Source organism: Alphaproteobacteria bacterium, from assembly GCA_030680745.1.
Lineage (GTDB): Bacteria > Pseudomonadota > Alphaproteobacteria > JAUXUR01 > JAUXUR01 > JAUXUR01.
This window is the reverse complement of record JAUXUR010000073.1, coordinates 46,533-62,515: the sequence shown is the minus strand read 5'-3', so window position 1 is coordinate 62,515 and position 15,983 is coordinate 46,533. Positions and strand designations below refer to the sequence as shown.

Genomic DNA, 15,983 nt, shown 5'->3' with positions numbered 1-15,983 from the left:
ATTATTTTTAATTGAAAGGAATTTTAAAATGAAACTAAAACTATTTCTGGCGTCACTTATCTTTAGTGTTTTTGCCCATCAGGGCTTTTCTTATGCAATTGGTGATGAATCTTCCTCTAGTTCTTCCTCTAGTTCTTCTTCTATCTCCGATCCGCGTTTAGAGCTTAATTCTTTATTTGTGGAATGTGATGCTTTTTTTACAGTTCTTAGACAACAAATAATGCAAAATGGGTCTGTTCAAGATAATGATTATGAAACTTTAATTGAAGACGCTATTGCTAAAAATTTAAATGGGCATGTTTTTAAAAACAACAATAGCGAAATGCATTTGGCTTTCAATCGAAAGTCAAAATTGTCGGATTTAAACGATGCGATAATAATAAGAAAAATAAATCTTTTTATTATTGTGATGGGGCATTTTCTTAAGGGTACAAATGAATTTAATAAAAATATACATTTTATTCCTATATTTGAAAAATTTAAAAATGACCTTGAGATACTAAGAAATAGATCTGGATATTTAATTATGGATAACGATATATTGGCGGCCTCGTCCTCGGTATATCGACTTTTGGCACAGCTGAAGCAATACAATGAAAAAACTGACGAAGCGATTCAGCTTAATCTTTGTTTGGTTGATTTTCTTTGTAATGCAAAGCACAAAAATAAATTTACAGAAAAATTACTATCTACATTGGATCCAATTGATTTGATTTTAAAAATATTTACATATTATGTAGATGGAGAAAGGTTGAATGGATTTTCAAAATTTAATAACTATCAAAAAAAATTTTTTAATTTATACGCTGATAGAATTTCAGATGATTTTAAAGAAGATGTTTTATGTATTATTAAGGATCTTGCTTTAGTGGGTAAGTCAGACCACTTGATTGATATTATTGGAATTCTTCCTGATGTTTTTTTTAAGAGTGATAAAGAAAATCCAATATATAAAGAAATTGTAAGAATTATTTGTTGTGTTGGAGAAAAAATTACTTTTAAAGATTATACAATAGAAAAAAATCGTATTAAAACCCTTATGGGATATTTGGAAAAAAAAGGTATTTTCGAAAATATACTAAATGATGATTTTAATATTATAAAAAAAAATATTGATTTAGTCTCCTTTTTTGCAAAGATTTATCAAGACATTGGTTGTTTTGTTAAGGCTGGAAAAATTTATGAAGGTGTAGGTTTTTTAAAATGTGTTTCAAAAAATTATGAAGGAGCCATTGAGCATGATGAAGATATATCTTCTTTTGCCAAAGTACTTACGAAAAGTGCTCAACGGGGTGGTGCAAGATCTTTGGTGTTTTTGGTGAATTATTATTATGATGTATTTACTAGAGAAAATTTTTCTAATGATAGTTTAAGGGAACGTTTGGCAAGATTCAAGAGTGTGTTTGATGCTGTTTGTGTAGAGCTTGTTAAGATTGTTGAAGCTGGTGAATGTATTGATCAAGATGAAATATATAACGTTCTCCTTATTATTCCACTTATAGATGATTGTGATGTTTCTTGTGATGAAGTTTGCCTTGCTAGTATTAAGAAACAATTGAGGGGCTTCGGTACACACATGGCAATATTATGTAAAAAAATTGTATATTCTTTGAATGTTGTGTTTTCCTCTTCCTCTTCAGCTTCCCCATCTTCCTCATATTCGCCCTCTTTAGGCGTTGAGTTGCCGAAGAATGTTAATAAGGCGCCCTCAATAGTTAAAGATTTAAAGAAAAGTACGAAGTCTAGTGGTGAAAAAGTGAAAGCTTTTGTTTCTGAAAAACTTCAAAAAGGTAAAAAAGGTGGTAAGGCCAAAACTCAAAAAAATTCTAGCGGAAGCAGTTCCTATTCAAGTTCTTCTTCTGAGTCCGACAAAAGGAGTAAGCGAAAAAAATGGTTTGGTAGCTCATCTTCCGCTGATTCTTCTTCAAGTGTGCCGTCATCTGTTCCACTTTCAAGCTTAGCGTCATCTGTTTCTCTTTCAAACTTGTCTATAGTCAGTGAAGCTTATGGTACAAATATGCCGCGTGCTGATAACTCTGGTATGGGGCAAAGCGCACGGACTTATGTGCAAAATCTTTCACTTAAAAAGGAAAAGAAAAAGACAAAAAAAGACGATAGTCTTGAAAATATGAAGGAATTAGATTTGCAGGCTAGCAAGGCATTAAATAAGGTTGATTCCAAACAACGAGATCATGTTGGTTCATCTTTAAGATCTGCTTTTTCTTATGGTTCGACATTTTTGCCAGATTTCGCGACGAAAGCGTTTCGTGCGGGTAAAAAGATAAAAACTTTTTTTGGTCGCGTAAAATCACTTGCAAAGATAAAGTGGCGGCCAGATCAAATAGAATCCATGGTCACAAAAATGGGTGGTAGGTTTTGTTCAGATGAAGGAAAAGGCGGTCATGCTATGATTCGCTTTTCAGCTATGAAGCCCATCACTTTTAAAAATCATGGTGGCGATTGTAAAGAAGGTGCACTAGTTCCTTTGTTTAAAAAACTGCATGAGCGCTCTTTAGAGGGTGATGATATTGGTAACCGTATAAAATCCATTTTGATGAAAGAGACGGGCACTTCAGATCTTGATTTAGAAGCTGAGGCAGAATTGTTTGGTCTTCAGGAAAATGAAAGATCTTTTTCTTCAAGTTCTTCCTATGATGCGTCAGAGGATGATGATTCTGAAAGTTCTGAAGACACTTCTTCTGAGGAGGAGTGATTAAGGTTTTTTTGCACGTGAGTGTAAGATAGAAATTTCTCATTTGTAGGTACGTGCATACAAATTCAGAAGCCCCGCTAGCTATTTGAAAGCTAAGTGGGGCTTGTGAGTAATTTTGTTTGAATGATTCGGGCTGTAAAAAGCCTCAATCCACACGTGTCGCATTCATTTCAATAATCTTGCCATCTTCCATTTTCAAAATGCGATCCATGAAGGGCAATAATTCATGATTGTGGGTGGCAATAAGAATCGATAATTCTTCTTCTCGGACAATTTGAATTAACATTTGAAAGACGGATTCTGCAGTATGCGGATCCAAATTTCCTGTGGGTTCGTCCGCGAGTAAAAGCTTTGGCTTATTGGCAAGCGCGCGTGCGATGGCCACACGTTGTTGTTCCCCACCCGACATTTGTGCTGGGCGATGGTTAAGTCTATCTTTAAGACCGACACGTTCCAAAAGTTGAGTTGCTTTATCTTTTGCTTTATCTTTAGGGGTAGCATTTAGAAGCAATGGTAGCATGACGTTTTCAAGGGCTGAAAATTCAGGCAATAAATGATGCGCTTGATACACAAAACCAAGTTGCTGACGACGTATTTTGGTGCGGTCTCCGTCAGAGGCACGACGTGTTGATTTGCCCGCAATTTTGACGTCACCTTTGCTCGGTTTTTCAAGCAATCCTGCAATGTGTAAAATGGTTGATTTGCCAGCACCAGATGGTCCTAACAGGGCCGTGATTTGTTTGGGGTAAAGATGAAGCGTCACATCATTCAGGACGTGGATATCGCGATCACCTTGATGGAATGTGCGTGAAATATGTTCTAATGTTAAAAAGGGATCACTCATAGCGTAAAGCCTCAACAGGATCAAGTTTCGCGGCTTTCCAGGATGGATACAGGGTTGCTAAAAATGTGAGTCCTAATGCAATACTGACAATGAGTAAAATTTCTAGAAAATTAAGTTCAGCGGGTAGTTTAGTAAAACCATATACATGCGGATCGAAAAGGTCGACACCACTAAAGGATAAAACCCATTTCCGCATTGCGTCAATATTCTTGGTAAATACAATGCCTAATATGGTGCCAAAGATAGTGCCGATAATGCCCACACTTGCACCACTCCAAAAAAAGACACGCATAATAAAACCGCGTGTGGCGCCCATGGTGCGCAAGATGCCAATATCCTTACCTTTTGTTTTAACAAGCATAATCATGCTTGAAATAATATTAAGAGAGGCCACTAAAATAATCATGGTTAGGATAATAAACATGGTTGTACGTTCAACAGCAAGCGCATTGACGAGCGAGCCAATCATTTGTTTCCAATCAAGAACATTTAGACCGCGTTCAGCTAATTTAACGATCTCATGTCTGAAAAAATGAGTGTTTTCAGGGTCATTTGTAAAAATTTCAAGACTATCAACACCGTCATATTTTTTAAAATAGACTTTGGATTCTTCTAAAGGCATAAAAATGACGCCTAGATCATATTGTTGAAAACCTAGATTGAAAATGCCACCCACAATATAAGATTTTGAGCGTGGAATAGTCCCGAAAGCGGTTACATTGCCGATTGCTGCAACAAGTTCAATCCGGTCACCTTCATGAAGGTCTAATTGGTCTGCTAATCGATGGCCAATTAAAATGCCACCTTGTTTAAAAGCATCTAATGATCCCTGTACAATTGCATTGCGAAAGGCGTCTCGTGTTTCCATATCCTCGGGGGTAACGCCACGAACGAGCGCGCCTGCAGCATTGCCTTTGGCACTTGCTAAAACTTGGCCTTGTATAAAAGGCGAGACGTGGGTGACACCTTTGATTGTCTTTATTTTTAAAGACAGATCATCATAATCTTTGATGAGGCCATAAGGTTCACTAATAGTTAAATGGCCGCCAAAGCCGATAAAGTTGCGTATTAATTCTTTATGAAAACCACTCATGACGGAGGTTACAATAATAAGTGTTGCAACCCCAAGCATGATGCCAATCAATGAAAGCCATGCGATGATAGAAATAAAGCCTTCATCTCGTTTAGAGCGTAAATAACGCCATGCGATAAAGCCAACGAGACTCCTCATGCAGCTCTCGCATTATTTTTAGTCATGTGATTGAGCGCTGATTCAAGGCTAAGTTCTTGAGACTCATTGGTTTTACGGCATTTAAGTTCAACCGTATTTTGTGCAATACCCTTAGGGCCAATAATAAGCTGCCAGGGGAGGCCAATCAATTCCATATCCGCGAGTTTAACGCCTAAACGTTGATCACGATCATCATATAAAACTTCTTCATTATTGTTGGTCAGCTGCGTATAAATATCATTTGATACTTTGTCGCAATTTGCATCACCTGATCGTAAGTTAATTAACCCAATGCGATAAGGCGCTACAGATTCTGGCCAAATGATCCCTTTATCATCATGGCTTGCATCAATGATGGCGCCAACCAAACGGGACACGCCGATACCATAAGATCCCATATGGGCCAAAACTTCTTCACCCTTAGGATTGACGATTTTTGCGTTCATGACTTCCGAATATTTCGTTCCAAAGTAAAATATGTGACCGACTTCTGTGCCACGCGCCACACTTAATTGTTCTTCAGGGATGGGGGCATCGCCTGGTTTGTGTTTTTCGTCTGTGGCTGCATAATATTTTTTTAGTTCTGATATATCTTTATGATCGAAATCAGATCCTAACGTGTCATAAATCGGATCATAATAAAGGGTTGTTTCGCCCGTTTCGGCGAGGATACAAAATTCATGGCTTAGGTCACCACCAATAGGTCCTGAATCAGCTTGTGTTGGAATGACTTTAACGCCTAAACGTTTAAATGTTTTTAAATAGGTTTTATACATAAGATCATAGGCATTGACAGCATCTTCGTAATTTAAGTCAAAAGAATAATTATCCTTCATTAAAAATTCACGACCACGCATCACACCAAATCGTGGACGAATTTCATCGCGAAATTTCCAGTTGATTTGATAAAACATTTTAGGCAAATCACGATAGCTTCGTACGAATTTACGGAAAATCGCCGTGATCATTTCTTCGTTGGTGGGGCTATAAAGTAGATCGCGTTCATGACGATCTTTAATACGTAGCATTTCCTTGCCGTAGGCATCAAAACGACCACTTTCACGCCATAAATCAGCGGGTTGTAAGGTTGGCATAAGCACTTCTAAAGCGCCTGCTTTGTTTTGCTCTTCACGAATAATGTTTTCGATTTTTTTAAGGACGCGAAGGCCGAGCGGGAGCCATGAATATATCCCTTGCGCTTCCTGATGAATCATCCCCGCGCGCAACATGTAACGATGCGACAAAATTTGGGCTTCTTGAGGATTTTCTTTTAAAGTCGGTATAAAATAACGGGATAAACGCATGTTAGGACTCTCCTTCTTCAATGCATAGACTTTAAGCGAAAAGGGGAGAAAAGTCTAGAGATGATGGGGCGTTCTTTAAGAATGAAAAGCATTTTTCAGGATTATTTAAAAATTATTTTTATTTACTTTATATCTAAATAATACTTGACAATTTTAAACAATAAATTATAATTCAATAATTATTAAATTTATATATTCTATAAAAGGATTAAAGAATGAAGAGAAGTTATTTAGCCATTGCTTTAACTATGTCTATTTTTCAGATAAATGATGTGCTTTCAGGTAAAGGTGATATTTTATTAAGCGCAGAAAATTCAACATGTTATCATCAACCATATCAAGAAGTTCAGTCTGCAGATATTTATTATCACAAGGGTCAACCTCAAAGTTATTATGATAATAGTCAAAATTATGTAACGGTTTATGTAGATGGAACTTATTCTGTGTACTTTACGCATACTAATGTTCTAGCGATTTATTATCCTAATGGAGCAATCCGATGTGATTATGTTGATGGTGGGTTTGCAATTTATGACGCCTTGTCTGACCTTAGTCAGCATTTTACGGACAGAGGATTTTTAAATATTGTTGTGCCTGGATTACCCGGAGGTATACCTACTTTTTATCCAAATCCACATTATAATAATCATTCTAATACACCTAGGTCTTATAAACAAAAACCTAAAGTTGTGCACCTGAAAAAGAGTAACAAATCTTATGGTAATCGTGGCAACAAAGAAAATATGAAAAACTATGGAATTGGATCTCAAGACCAAGTAGGCAATACAAATCCTATTGTGCAAAGTGACGCATTGCATGATAAAAGTGTGCAAATTACAAATGATTTAACTTTTCTAGAAACTGACAATGTACAACAAGTACAGTCTGATGATGTAAAGTATTCTGAAAGTATTGATGAACAAATAGTGCCATTGGTTGAGCAAATAAGTTTATTAAAAATGGTAAATGATCAGCCGGTTGAAATTGCGAAGCCCTCTCAACAAACAACTTGGTCAAGTTTATTTAAAGGATCATCTAATGTTGTTAGCACATTTCCTCTATCAGATAAAAAAAGTAATAATTCTAAAAAAAGAAGATTTAGTTATATTGATCTTGACAAAGATGCAAAGGATTTTTTATATCAGCATAATATAAAAACATTATGTGAGATTAAAAATGAGATTTTAAAGATTAAAAATAATAATAATTCTTTTATGGAAAATAAATTTTCATATTTTATTAATGCTGCTAATATTTTTAGACATTCAACTAATATTGAAAATAAATTATTAGGAAAAAGTATATTGAAATATGTTCTTTGCAATAAAAGAATAGACCTTTATTCAAAAGGAAGAGCATATACTTATTTAGGAAAAATAAGATCCCATGATAAACAATATGAAAAAGCTATACAAATTTTTCAAAAAGGTTTAAGTGTTTGTGGTGAACATGCGCGTCTTTATTATTTTATCGGTAATAATTATGCATTTTTAGAAAGATGTGATGAAGCAATTGAAAACTGGAATAAAGCTTTTGATAAGGTTTCAAAAGAAGATATTAGTCTTAAGATAAAAATTTATCATAGATTTGTTCATTGTAAAGAATATCATAAAAACAATCATAAAATTATCGATAAACTATTGAATGAAAATCTTTTATTAATAGAAGATAATTACAATGTTGAAAGTTTTAATGAAAAAAATTCTAAAGAAACAAAAGAAATTCAAAGAATTTATTTTGCAGAAATTGTTAATCTTACAGAATTATATCAAAATGAAAATCTTCACGATGCAGCGCTTAAAATCCGTTCAATGTTCAATCAATATGGTTTTATGACATCTATTATTAAGGAGGGACTAAACTATATTAAGGATAATATATCAGATTTAGTTCTTGAAGATATTTATTTTGAAAAGCCAATCGCTGATCATATCGAGATGAGCGAATAATACATTCAGAAAAGCTTGTTGAAAAGTCGATGACTATAAGTTAAAGACTTTTCAACGAGCTTTCTAATTTACTCTTAATTTTCGTGATCTTCACTTTTCACAGAATCCACTTCTTCGTCTGTCTCGACTTTATAAACACCTTGGATCCAACGATGGAGATCTACTTTTTTGCATCTATCGGAACAAAGAGGGCGATATTTTATATCGGTTGGTTTTTTGCACAAAGGGCATTTGGTGTTATTTTTTTCTATTCCTGGATGTTTTGTTCTTCATGAATAATATTTTTAATTTTTTTAAAGACCCGAAGACCTAACGGAAGTCATGAATATATCCCTTGCGCTTCCTGATGAATCATCCCCGCGCGCAACATGTAACGATGCGACAAAATTTGGGCTTCTTGAGGATTTTCTTTTAAAGTCGGTTAAAATAACGGGATAAACGCATGTTAGGGCTCTCCTTCTTCAATGCATAGACTTTAAGGGAAATGGGAAGAAAAGTCTAGAGTAAGGTTGGATTTATATATATCGATAGCTACGAATAAAGTGATTTTTTCAGGAGGTGTTAAGTCTTTTAGATTTTTTAATTTTTTTTGAGAAATTTGGTAAATTTTAATCAAGGAAATATAATTTATTAACTTTTTGTTATTGCAATATAATTGTATAAATATTGATATATTTAGACATAAGACTTGACTATTTTAAATATTAAACATAGAATCCTTTTTATTTTTTGAAAATTAATTCTTAGAGGATTGTGGAATGAAAAAAATCTATTTAATTGTTGCTACGATAACATCAATTTTTCAAATGAATACCTCTTTTGCTGGAAAAGATAGTGTGTTAGCTCAATCTTCATCGGATGAAAATTGCACCATAAATTCAATACGTTGTAATGTACCAGATTCTTACCAAAGTAAAATCCTTCAGGGGTTTTATGATGATAACTTGAATTATGTAACAATGTATCAAGATGGATCATATTCCGTTTATTTTTTTAAAACGAATGTTGATGCCACTTATTACTTTAATGGTGTGATTCTGTGTAATTATCGTGATAATCGAATTGCTGTTTATGATCCAAATGCTTGCGTCAGTCAGTATTTTATTAATGGAGATTATGCTGATATTACGCATTCTGGCTTACCAGAAGGTATTCCTTTGTTTTATCCGACGCCTCGTTGCTCTACTTCAAATAATATTTTGCATGTAAATGAAAATCTTATTAATAAAAATAAAAACGTGAAACAAAAAAGTAATACGCGTATTAATGCTAAAAACAAAGAAAATAATATAAGCAATAAAAATGTATTGTTCTATTTAAGCATGATAGAGGGGAAAGATGAGGGGACGGATGAACTTACGCAATTTATTGAAGAAAAAATAGTAGAAAATCCTATTGAGCAATCTATACAATTGCTTGAACAGATAAATTTGGATGAAGATTGTCTTGTTGCAAAGGATGTTCCTTCTTATGAACTTAAAAATTGGGCAATTGCGGCGCAACAGTCATCTAGTGATTTAACATCTTCTTTATTAAATCAAAAAGATGTTCTTATTAAATCAAAAAAGTTTAATTATGATAATCTTGATGGAGATGCAAAATTATTTTTGAAAAATATTGATGTAAGAACGCTGGATGTACTTAAACAAAAAATAAAAAAACTTAGAAACAATAATGGTTTCTATGGCAAGAAGAATGAATTTTTCGATTATATACGTGCTGCGAATGAATTTAGGCATTCAAAAAACACTGAAAATCAATTATTGGCAAAATATATATTAAAGGCGCTATTATTGAGCAGAAATATAGATATTTTTTCAAAAAAATTAGCTTATACGTATTTGGGAAAGATAAAATCGCATAATAATCAACATGAAAGGGCTATTCATAAATTTCAAGATGGATTGAATGTTTGTGGGGAGAGTGCACGTCTTTATTATTTTATAGGCAATAATTATGCTTCTTTAGAAAAATATGATGAAGCTATTGAAAATTGGAAAAAAGCGCTTGCACATGTTGAAAAAAATGATTTGGAAATAAAAATTAAAGCTCATACAAGATTGTTATATTGTAAAGAATATCACCAAAAAAACACTAAAATAATACATGAATTGTACTTCAAAATAATTGACTTAATTCAAAGTAATAAGATGGTCACTGAATATAAGGGTCTTTATAAAAAATTGATTATGGATTTTATTGATTATAAAGAAACGAATGATTGCGCCGGAATGTTTATTTTTAAAAAACCTAGAGCAAATGGGCATATTTTAAAAAATATGCTAAATGCTCTTAGCGGGATGTATGCAAAACATAAAGAAGATTATGGAAATGATTGAGCCGTAATTTTATTAAACATATGCTGAAAAGTCGTTTGGTTTTAACTTAATGACTTTTCAGTATATTAGCCTTCATGATCTTCGCTTTTCACAGAATCCACTTCTTCATCTGTTTCAACTTTATAAATGCCTTGGATCCAACGATGAAGATCAACTTTTTTGCATCTATCGGAGCAAAAAGGACGGTATTTTATATCCGTTGGTTTTTTGCATAAGGGGCATTTACTTGTTAGTTTTTTTTCTTCTGGGATATTCTGTTCTATGGGCATAAATCACCTAAAACTGATTTTAACGATTGTCGGTCACCATAACGTACAATTTCAAAAAGGCCTGCTTTTGTAAATCCTAAAATATCACAATCAACCATATCTTTTTGTTTTAATGTACGCATTTTTTGTATTATTTGGTTTTTGTAATCTTGGTTTTTCATGCGTATAAAGTCGATCAAAATCAGACCGCCTAAATTGCGTCCTATTATGTGTTCTATAATAGTAGAACATGCCTTTAAATTGAAATGAAAAACAGCATCCTCAAATGATTTTTCAGGACGTTCACCTTCCATATTTAAATCAATTGCTGTTAAGGTTTGCCCTTCTTCGATTAATAAATTGCCTCCCTTTGGAAGAGCTACAAATTCATCATTAAATTCTAAAAAGATGTGGTCTAAATCGTTATTTTTAAAGAGACCGGGGAGGGCGCAAAATTGTATTTTAAGATCTAATGCATTCGATTGAAGTAAGGATTTTACTTGAAAGAATAAATCACCTTCAATATGAAATGTATCAATATTTGAAAATTTCAATTTCTCGCATAATCGTAATAAAGGGTGTTTTGCTTCAAGAATAGTAGATTGTTTTTGATTGGCAATTTTAATATCGGATCGTTCTTTGAGTAATGCTTTTTTGTCAGTGTTTTTATCTTTAATGATTTCAACGGCAATGATTTCACCTTCATGAAAGGCGCGTTTGGGGGATTTTAAAAAACCAATTTCATTATTTGAAAATGTAATGAAGATGGCATTTAAGCTTGGGGCAATGCGTTGGACTTTACCTAAATAAATAGAACCACTTCGATCGAGTTGTTGTAAATCAAAAAGTCGAAAAGTATATAATTGATTATTTTCTAAAATGGCGACGCGCATAAAATGATGGAATTGATCGATGTATAGTTCATATCTCACTTAAATAACCTTCTTCTTTCAAACTGTGAAGGGCGTCAGATTTCGGAATTCACAATGCTCAAGTATAAAGGATACGTTCCGCTTGCTCATCACTCATCTTCCTACTTACATTTTGAAATAATTTGGTTAAAGTCTGCACTTTTTAGAAGTTTATTTGTTTCGCATAAATCAAGACCTACGATATTAGAATAGGATCCGGATATAAAATCAATAAAAGTGGCAGCTAAACCTTGAATCGCGTATCCACCTGCTTTTTCAACCCATTCATGCGATTGAATGAAATTTTCTTTTTCTTCTTTTGAAAGACATTTGAATCGTACAATTGATTGGCTGAGTTTAATTCTTTTTTTGCCATCCGGTGTAATCAAACAAATGCCACCATAAACACGGTGTCTACGACCGGATAGAAGATCTAAGAATTTGCGTGCTTCAGTTTCGTTTTCAGGTTTACCTAGCATACGTCGTCCACAAGCAACAATTGTATCGGCTGATAATATAAAAGCGTCAGGATTTGTTTCTGCTATTTTTTCGGCTTTAAGCAATGAAAGTCTTTTTGCGCAAACACTGGGCAATTCATTTTTAAGGCAAGATTCATCAACATCTGCCGGGATTATTTTATTTGGTACTATATTAATTTGTTTGAGCAATTCTAATCGTCTTGGCGATTGAGAGGCTAAAATTAAGGATTTTGACATTGATGAAAAAGTAATTTGAAGCTCCCAGGTATCTATAGAGTAACTACCCAATTTATGAGGCAAAGTCTAGAAAGGGCGAGACCCGGAACGGAGTGTACTTCTATGTACATGAGTACAGGAAGCGCAGTCCTGACGACGAATTTGACCATAATGTGGGTAGTTGTGTTATTTTTGACGGAATGTGATCCGACCTTTTGATAAATCATAAGGCGTGACTTCAACAGTGACACGATCACCAGCTAAAACACGAATACGGTTTTTGCGCATTTTGCCAGAAGTATGGGCTAAAACAACATGTTCGTTTTCAAGTTTAACGCGAAACATGGCGTTTGGAAGTATTTCAATAACAGTACCTGCGAATTCGATTAGATCTTCTTTTGACATGTAGCTAAAACAGCCTTCTTTTCTAAAATTGTAACCACCCACCTTATGGGCAAATTCGTTGTCAACCCTGTACTGCCGGTGCTCGTGTACTTTAGTACATGCCGTTCCGGTTCTTGTCTTTCTAGACTTTGCCACATAATCTGTGTGGTTAATTCTGAGAGGTTTGGGTAATTACCTAAATTTTCGTATCCGTAAATCATTACATTATTAAATACAAAAATACAACAAAAAAAACTATTATTGTATAGTTTTACTCAATATATACGTAAAAATAAGATTTGTGTGGCGGGGAAGCTTCTATAAATGAGGGTTGAGTGTATTTGTGCGTCTTACACCAAGAAACCAATCGATGTCTTGGTGTAAGATGGTGCGGTTAGTCTATGATTACAATTTCGCCGTCGGTTATTTTTTGCGCGTATTCTTTTTGTGCCATAGTAAAAGCTTCGTCATTTGATATGCCTTGATATATATCTGTGCTACCACCATCGAAACTAATTGCAAAATCGCAGCCCATACGGTTGTTATAAGCAGCACAAGCACGAACTGCTTCATCATATTGTTCACTGGTCATTATTTTAGCTACGGGTTGAACAATAATGATTTCACCATTGTCAATTTGTGCTTGATATTGTGGCATTATCTTTTGTTTAACCAATTCAATACCCTCGTCTACTGATGGAGCATTAGGTAGATCATCGGCGTTAAAAAATTTATTTGCTGCTTCGTTATAGACCATTTTATTAAATTCTTTAGTGGTCATTTTTTTTGAGGCTGATTTACCACCTGCATGAGTGTTTGAGATTTGGGCTATGGATAAGGAGAGAAGTAAAAAGAACAAGTAAGATTTTTTCATTGGTTTTACCTTCATTTAATTAACATAATAAAAGAATTCTATACTAAAATAAAAAAAAGTAAATATATTTTTTTATTTAAATCTATAGTGTCTTTTTATGGTTAAATAGAAAATTGATGATGGGTCGCTATCTTTTTGGTTATGAGGACGAGAAAGAATGGTTGTTTTTTCTTCTGTTTGATTATCGTTGTTGTTTTTACTGAAAAAAACAACATTGGATTGTATTAAAAAAATATTAAGAAAAAACGAAATAAAAATTTGTGTTTCATAGGCTCTCTCTTTTAATTTTTTTAATTAAATGAGTAGATTAGTTACAGTTCTATAGAAAATCGTTTTTAAGAATAAAAGTCAATATAAATATTATTTACCTTTCATGTGCTAAAGCATTTTGAACAAACTCTATTGATTTTTCAGTTTTTTTCTTGATTTTAGGATCCTCAAATTGAATGGCTTTTTCATAGGCAATTAGTGCTTTTGTTAAGTAAGTTTTTTTGGTGACATTATCTTGTTCAATGCTTGCAAGGCCTATGTTATAAATATTACCTAAAACATAATAAAGTTTTTGCATTGATATTTTGGTAGATATCATGGGTTTGAAATTGGGAAAATTGGCAATTTGTTCATAAGCTTCTAGTCCTTTTTCTATATAGGATATTTTTTGAAAATAATCATTTTCATTTTTTGATAATTCAAAATTATAAATATTTCCTAATTCATAATAGCAAAAAGGGATTAGTTTATTGATTTTGTTGTAATTTTTAGAATTATCCCAAAATGTTATATTGTAATAGGTATTGATGGCCTTCTCAATATAGTCTTTTTTTTGATGAACATTATTTTCGTGTTTGGCTAAATTAAAATAATAAGTCTTTATTAATTCATAATAAATTGATGACATTTTTTGGATAATGTCTGTGTTATCTCTATGATAACCATAATTTAGTGCACAATTGTAATAATATAATGTTTTTTCTAGATATTCTGTTTTTTGATGAAAATAATTTTCAAATTTTGAAAAACAATCGTAGTAAATTTCAGCTAACTTTTTATAAAAGCCATATAAGAAATTATTTTCAATATAATTTGAGCATATTTGTAGCTTTTCTTTAACTTTTTTTTGAATTGTATAAAAATTCGAATGATTGTTGAAGTCCCTAATAGATAAATCAAGATAACTTCTTGCTATTTCAAAAGGATCCAATATTTCTACTATAGAATTTGATAATATATAATCTGTATATGGTTCGTAAATATTATTAGAACAATCGATAGGTTCAATTGAATCACCCCAGATTATGTTGTTTTCATTAGGGGGCGTTGTTGAAGAATTATTTAATTCTATTTCAGGTGTAGTTTCTGCGTTAGATTTAATAGATTCTACAAATTTATCCCAAATTATATTGTTTTCATTTGAAGGTTCTCTTTTTTCGTTTAATATTGGAATGTTGTTAGGAATATCATTGTTAGGTTTAACTTCTTCGGTATCTTTTGAATTTTGAATTGTAGGTTTATTTTCATTGTTTTCTTGCAATAGAAAAGAGATGGCTTCGATTTTCGTTTTTATTTTTTCATTAATATAAAAATCTTCTAATTGTTGTGCGATATTAAATGTATCAAGTGCTTTACGTTGATATATTGATAGTTCTTGAGCATAGGCGTCAACATCTCTAGCATAACTATCTGATAATTCACAATAAAGTGTTAACATTGATTGTAGAATCGTTTTATATTCAGTAGTCGTTTTTTCAAAATTCAATGCATTTTGATAAGCTTCAAGTGCTTCTTTTTTGCATTTAATTTTGTACTTATAATCGATTCTAGATCTCGATAAAAAAGATAAATGATTCCCTAAAGTAAGATATAAATTTAAAGAATAATATGATTTAAGACCTTTTTTACAAGCTTCAATGGCTAATTTTGTATCTTTTATGCCATAACGATAGACGTCTACTAAGGCGCAATAAAGATCAGCAGAAGGACAAATTTCAATGCCTTTATTGAAGATGTTGATAGCTGTATTGTAGTCGTGATTGATGCAAAATTGTAATTTGCCTAAACCGCAGTAAAGTTCAGATGCATTGGGGAAGATAGTTATCCCTTGTTCATATGTTTGAATGGCTAAAGCTATTGCTTTTTGTTGATGTCCTTGAAGATCCTTTGGATCACTATAAATAGTTTCGCTGCGTTTTGGATAGCCATAGATATCTGCTAGCTCTCGATAAAAGGCAGGTGAGGGATCTGTTTGTATGTTATTTAGCAACTTTGATATTGTTAGATTTGTTTTGAGTGCCTTTTCTTTTTCGTAAGTAAGTACGGCATTATTTTTAGGAAGGCTTATGTTTTTATTTTGTGAAGCATAAAGTCTAGCAGCATTCTCTGTATTTTTACCAGCAAACACATCAATGATTTGAATGAAACACAATATAAAGAATACACAAAATAAAATACGTTGTTTCATAGCCAACCCTTAAGATTTTATTAAGTAAATTTA

Annotated in this window: 13 protein-coding genes and 1 pseudogene; 3 read left to right on the top strand and 11 right to left on the bottom strand. The window is 32.9% G+C overall.

The window, feature by feature from the left end; all coding sequences use genetic code 11:
• Positions 1 to 28: 28 nt before the first annotated feature.
• Entirely contained in the window at positions 29 to 2,713 is a 2,685-nt protein-coding gene (locus tag Q8L85_08520) for a hypothetical protein (GenBank protein ID MDP1724727.1), read from the top strand.
• Positions 2,714 to 2,858: 145 nt separating this feature from the next.
• Here the strand turns inward: Q8L85_08520 and Q8L85_08515 are convergent, their stop codons facing one another.
• Genes Q8L85_08515 through Q8L85_08505 form a run of 3 tightly spaced genes read right to left on the bottom strand, consistent with a single transcriptional unit; the run spans position 2,859 to position 6,092 of the window.
• Entirely contained in the window at positions 2,859 to 3,557 is a 699-nt protein-coding gene (locus tag Q8L85_08515; GenBank protein ID MDP1724726.1) for an ABC transporter ATP-binding protein, read from the bottom strand.
• Positions 3,550 to 4,788, bottom strand: a complete 1,239-nt coding sequence (locus Q8L85_08510) for a lipoprotein-releasing ABC transporter permease subunit (protein ID MDP1724725.1) — start codon at positions 4,786 to 4,788, stop codon at positions 3,550 to 3,552. The genes Q8L85_08515 and Q8L85_08510 overlap by 8 nt, the downstream gene beginning before the upstream one ends.
• A complete protein-coding gene (locus Q8L85_08505; GenBank protein ID MDP1724724.1) occupies positions 4,785 to 6,092 on the bottom strand; it encodes a proline--tRNA ligase in 1,308 nt (435 codons plus the stop codon). Before Q8L85_08505 ends, Q8L85_08510 begins: the two co-directional genes overlap by 4 nt.
• Positions 6,093 to 6,307: 215 nt before the next feature.
• Here Q8L85_08505 and Q8L85_08500 point away from each other — a divergent pair, with 215 nt between their 5' ends.
• Positions 6,308 to 8,041 (top strand): tetratricopeptide repeat protein, encoded by a 1,734-nt coding sequence (locus Q8L85_08500; protein MDP1724723.1) that lies wholly within the window; start codon positions 6,308 to 6,310, stop codon positions 8,039 to 8,041.
• Positions 8,042 to 8,115: 74 nt separating this feature from the next.
• On the opposite strand, the gene yacG (Q8L85_08495) is transcribed toward Q8L85_08500, so the two are convergent.
• Both yacG (Q8L85_08495) and Q8L85_08490 read right to left on the bottom strand, forming a co-directional pair.
• On the bottom strand, positions 8,116 to 8,265 hold the full coding sequence (gene yacG, locus Q8L85_08495; GenBank protein MDP1724722.1) for a DNA gyrase inhibitor YacG: 150 nt from the start codon (positions 8,263 to 8,265) through the stop codon (positions 8,116 to 8,118).
• A 35-nt stretch (positions 8,266 to 8,300) separates the two neighbouring features.
• Positions 8,301 to 8,485, bottom strand: a pseudogene (locus Q8L85_08490) (proline--tRNA ligase).
• Positions 8,486 to 8,799: 314 nt separating this feature from the next.
• Between Q8L85_08490 and Q8L85_08485 the strand changes: the two are divergent.
• Entirely contained in the window at positions 8,800 to 10,380 is a 1,581-nt protein-coding gene (locus Q8L85_08485; GenBank protein ID MDP1724721.1) for a tetratricopeptide repeat protein, read from the top strand.
• 65 nt (positions 10,381 to 10,445) lie between these two features.
• Here Q8L85_08485 and yacG (Q8L85_08480) read toward each other — a convergent pair whose 3' ends face one another.
• The 6 genes from yacG (Q8L85_08480) to Q8L85_08455 form a co-directional block, all read right to left on the bottom strand.
• Positions 10,446 to 10,649: a DNA gyrase inhibitor YacG gene (gene yacG / locus Q8L85_08480; GenBank protein MDP1724720.1), complete on the bottom strand. Its 204-nt coding sequence runs from the start codon at positions 10,647 to 10,649 to the stop codon at positions 10,446 to 10,448.
• Positions 10,640 to 11,560, bottom strand: coding sequence for a ribonuclease E/G (locus Q8L85_08475; GenBank protein MDP1724719.1), 921 nt, complete (start codon positions 11,558 to 11,560; stop codon positions 10,640 to 10,642). The genes yacG (Q8L85_08480) and Q8L85_08475 overlap by 10 nt, the downstream gene beginning before the upstream one ends.
• Before the next feature lie 101 nt (positions 11,561 to 11,661).
• Positions 11,662 to 12,255, bottom strand: coding sequence for a nucleoside triphosphate pyrophosphatase (locus Q8L85_08470; protein MDP1724718.1), 594 nt, complete (start codon positions 12,253 to 12,255; stop codon positions 11,662 to 11,664).
• Between the two features lie 165 nt (positions 12,256 to 12,420).
• Entirely contained in the window at positions 12,421 to 12,639 is a 219-nt protein-coding gene (gene infA, locus Q8L85_08465) for a translation initiation factor IF-1 (protein MDP1724717.1), read from the bottom strand.
• Positions 12,640 to 13,012: 373 nt separating this feature from the next.
• Entirely contained in the window at positions 13,013 to 13,492 is a 480-nt protein-coding gene (locus Q8L85_08460; protein MDP1724716.1) for a hypothetical protein, read from the bottom strand.
• 364 nt (positions 13,493 to 13,856) lie between these two features.
• Positions 13,857 to 15,950 carry a hypothetical protein gene (locus Q8L85_08455; protein MDP1724715.1) on the bottom strand — a complete coding sequence of 698 codons (2,094 nt, stop codon included), beginning with the start codon at positions 15,948 to 15,950 and terminating at the stop codon, positions 13,857 to 13,859.
• Positions 15,951 to 15,983: the final 33 nt, after the last annotated feature.

Bases quoted from the DNA above. Each gene is read 5' to 3' on its own strand.
- Q8L85_08520 (MDP1724727.1), top strand. From the start codon at position 29: ATGAAACTAAAACTATTTCTGGCGTCACTTATCTTTAGTGTTTTTGCC.
- Q8L85_08515 (MDP1724726.1), bottom strand. From the start codon at position 3,557: ATGAGTGATCCCTTTTTAACATTAGAACATATTTCACGCACATTCCAT.
- Q8L85_08510 (MDP1724725.1), bottom strand. From the start codon at position 4,788: ATGAGGAGTCTCGTTGGCTTTATCGCATGGCGTTATTTACGCTCTAAA.
- Q8L85_08505 (MDP1724724.1), bottom strand. From the start codon at position 6,092: ATGCGTTTATCCCGTTATTTTATACCGACTTTAAAAGAAAATCCTCAA.
- Q8L85_08500 (MDP1724723.1), top strand. From the start codon at position 6,308: ATGAAGAGAAGTTATTTAGCCATTGCTTTAACTATGTCTATTTTTCAG.
- Q8L85_08485 (MDP1724721.1), top strand. From the start codon at position 8,800: ATGAAAAAAATCTATTTAATTGTTGCTACGATAACATCAATTTTTCAA.
- yacG (MDP1724720.1), bottom strand. From the start codon at position 10,649: ATGCCCATAGAACAGAATATCCCAGAAGAAAAAAAACTAACAAGTAAA.
- Q8L85_08470 (MDP1724718.1), bottom strand. From the start codon at position 12,255: ATGTCAAAATCCTTAATTTTAGCCTCTCAATCGCCAAGACGATTAGAA.
- infA (MDP1724717.1), bottom strand. From the start codon at position 12,639: ATGTCAAAAGAAGATCTAATCGAATTCGCAGGTACTGTTATTGAAATA.
- Q8L85_08460 (MDP1724716.1), bottom strand. From the start codon at position 13,492: ATGAAAAAATCTTACTTGTTCTTTTTACTTCTCTCCTTATCCATAGCC.
- Q8L85_08455 (MDP1724715.1), bottom strand. From the start codon at position 15,950: ATGAAACAACGTATTTTATTTTGTGTATTCTTTATATTGTGTTTCATT.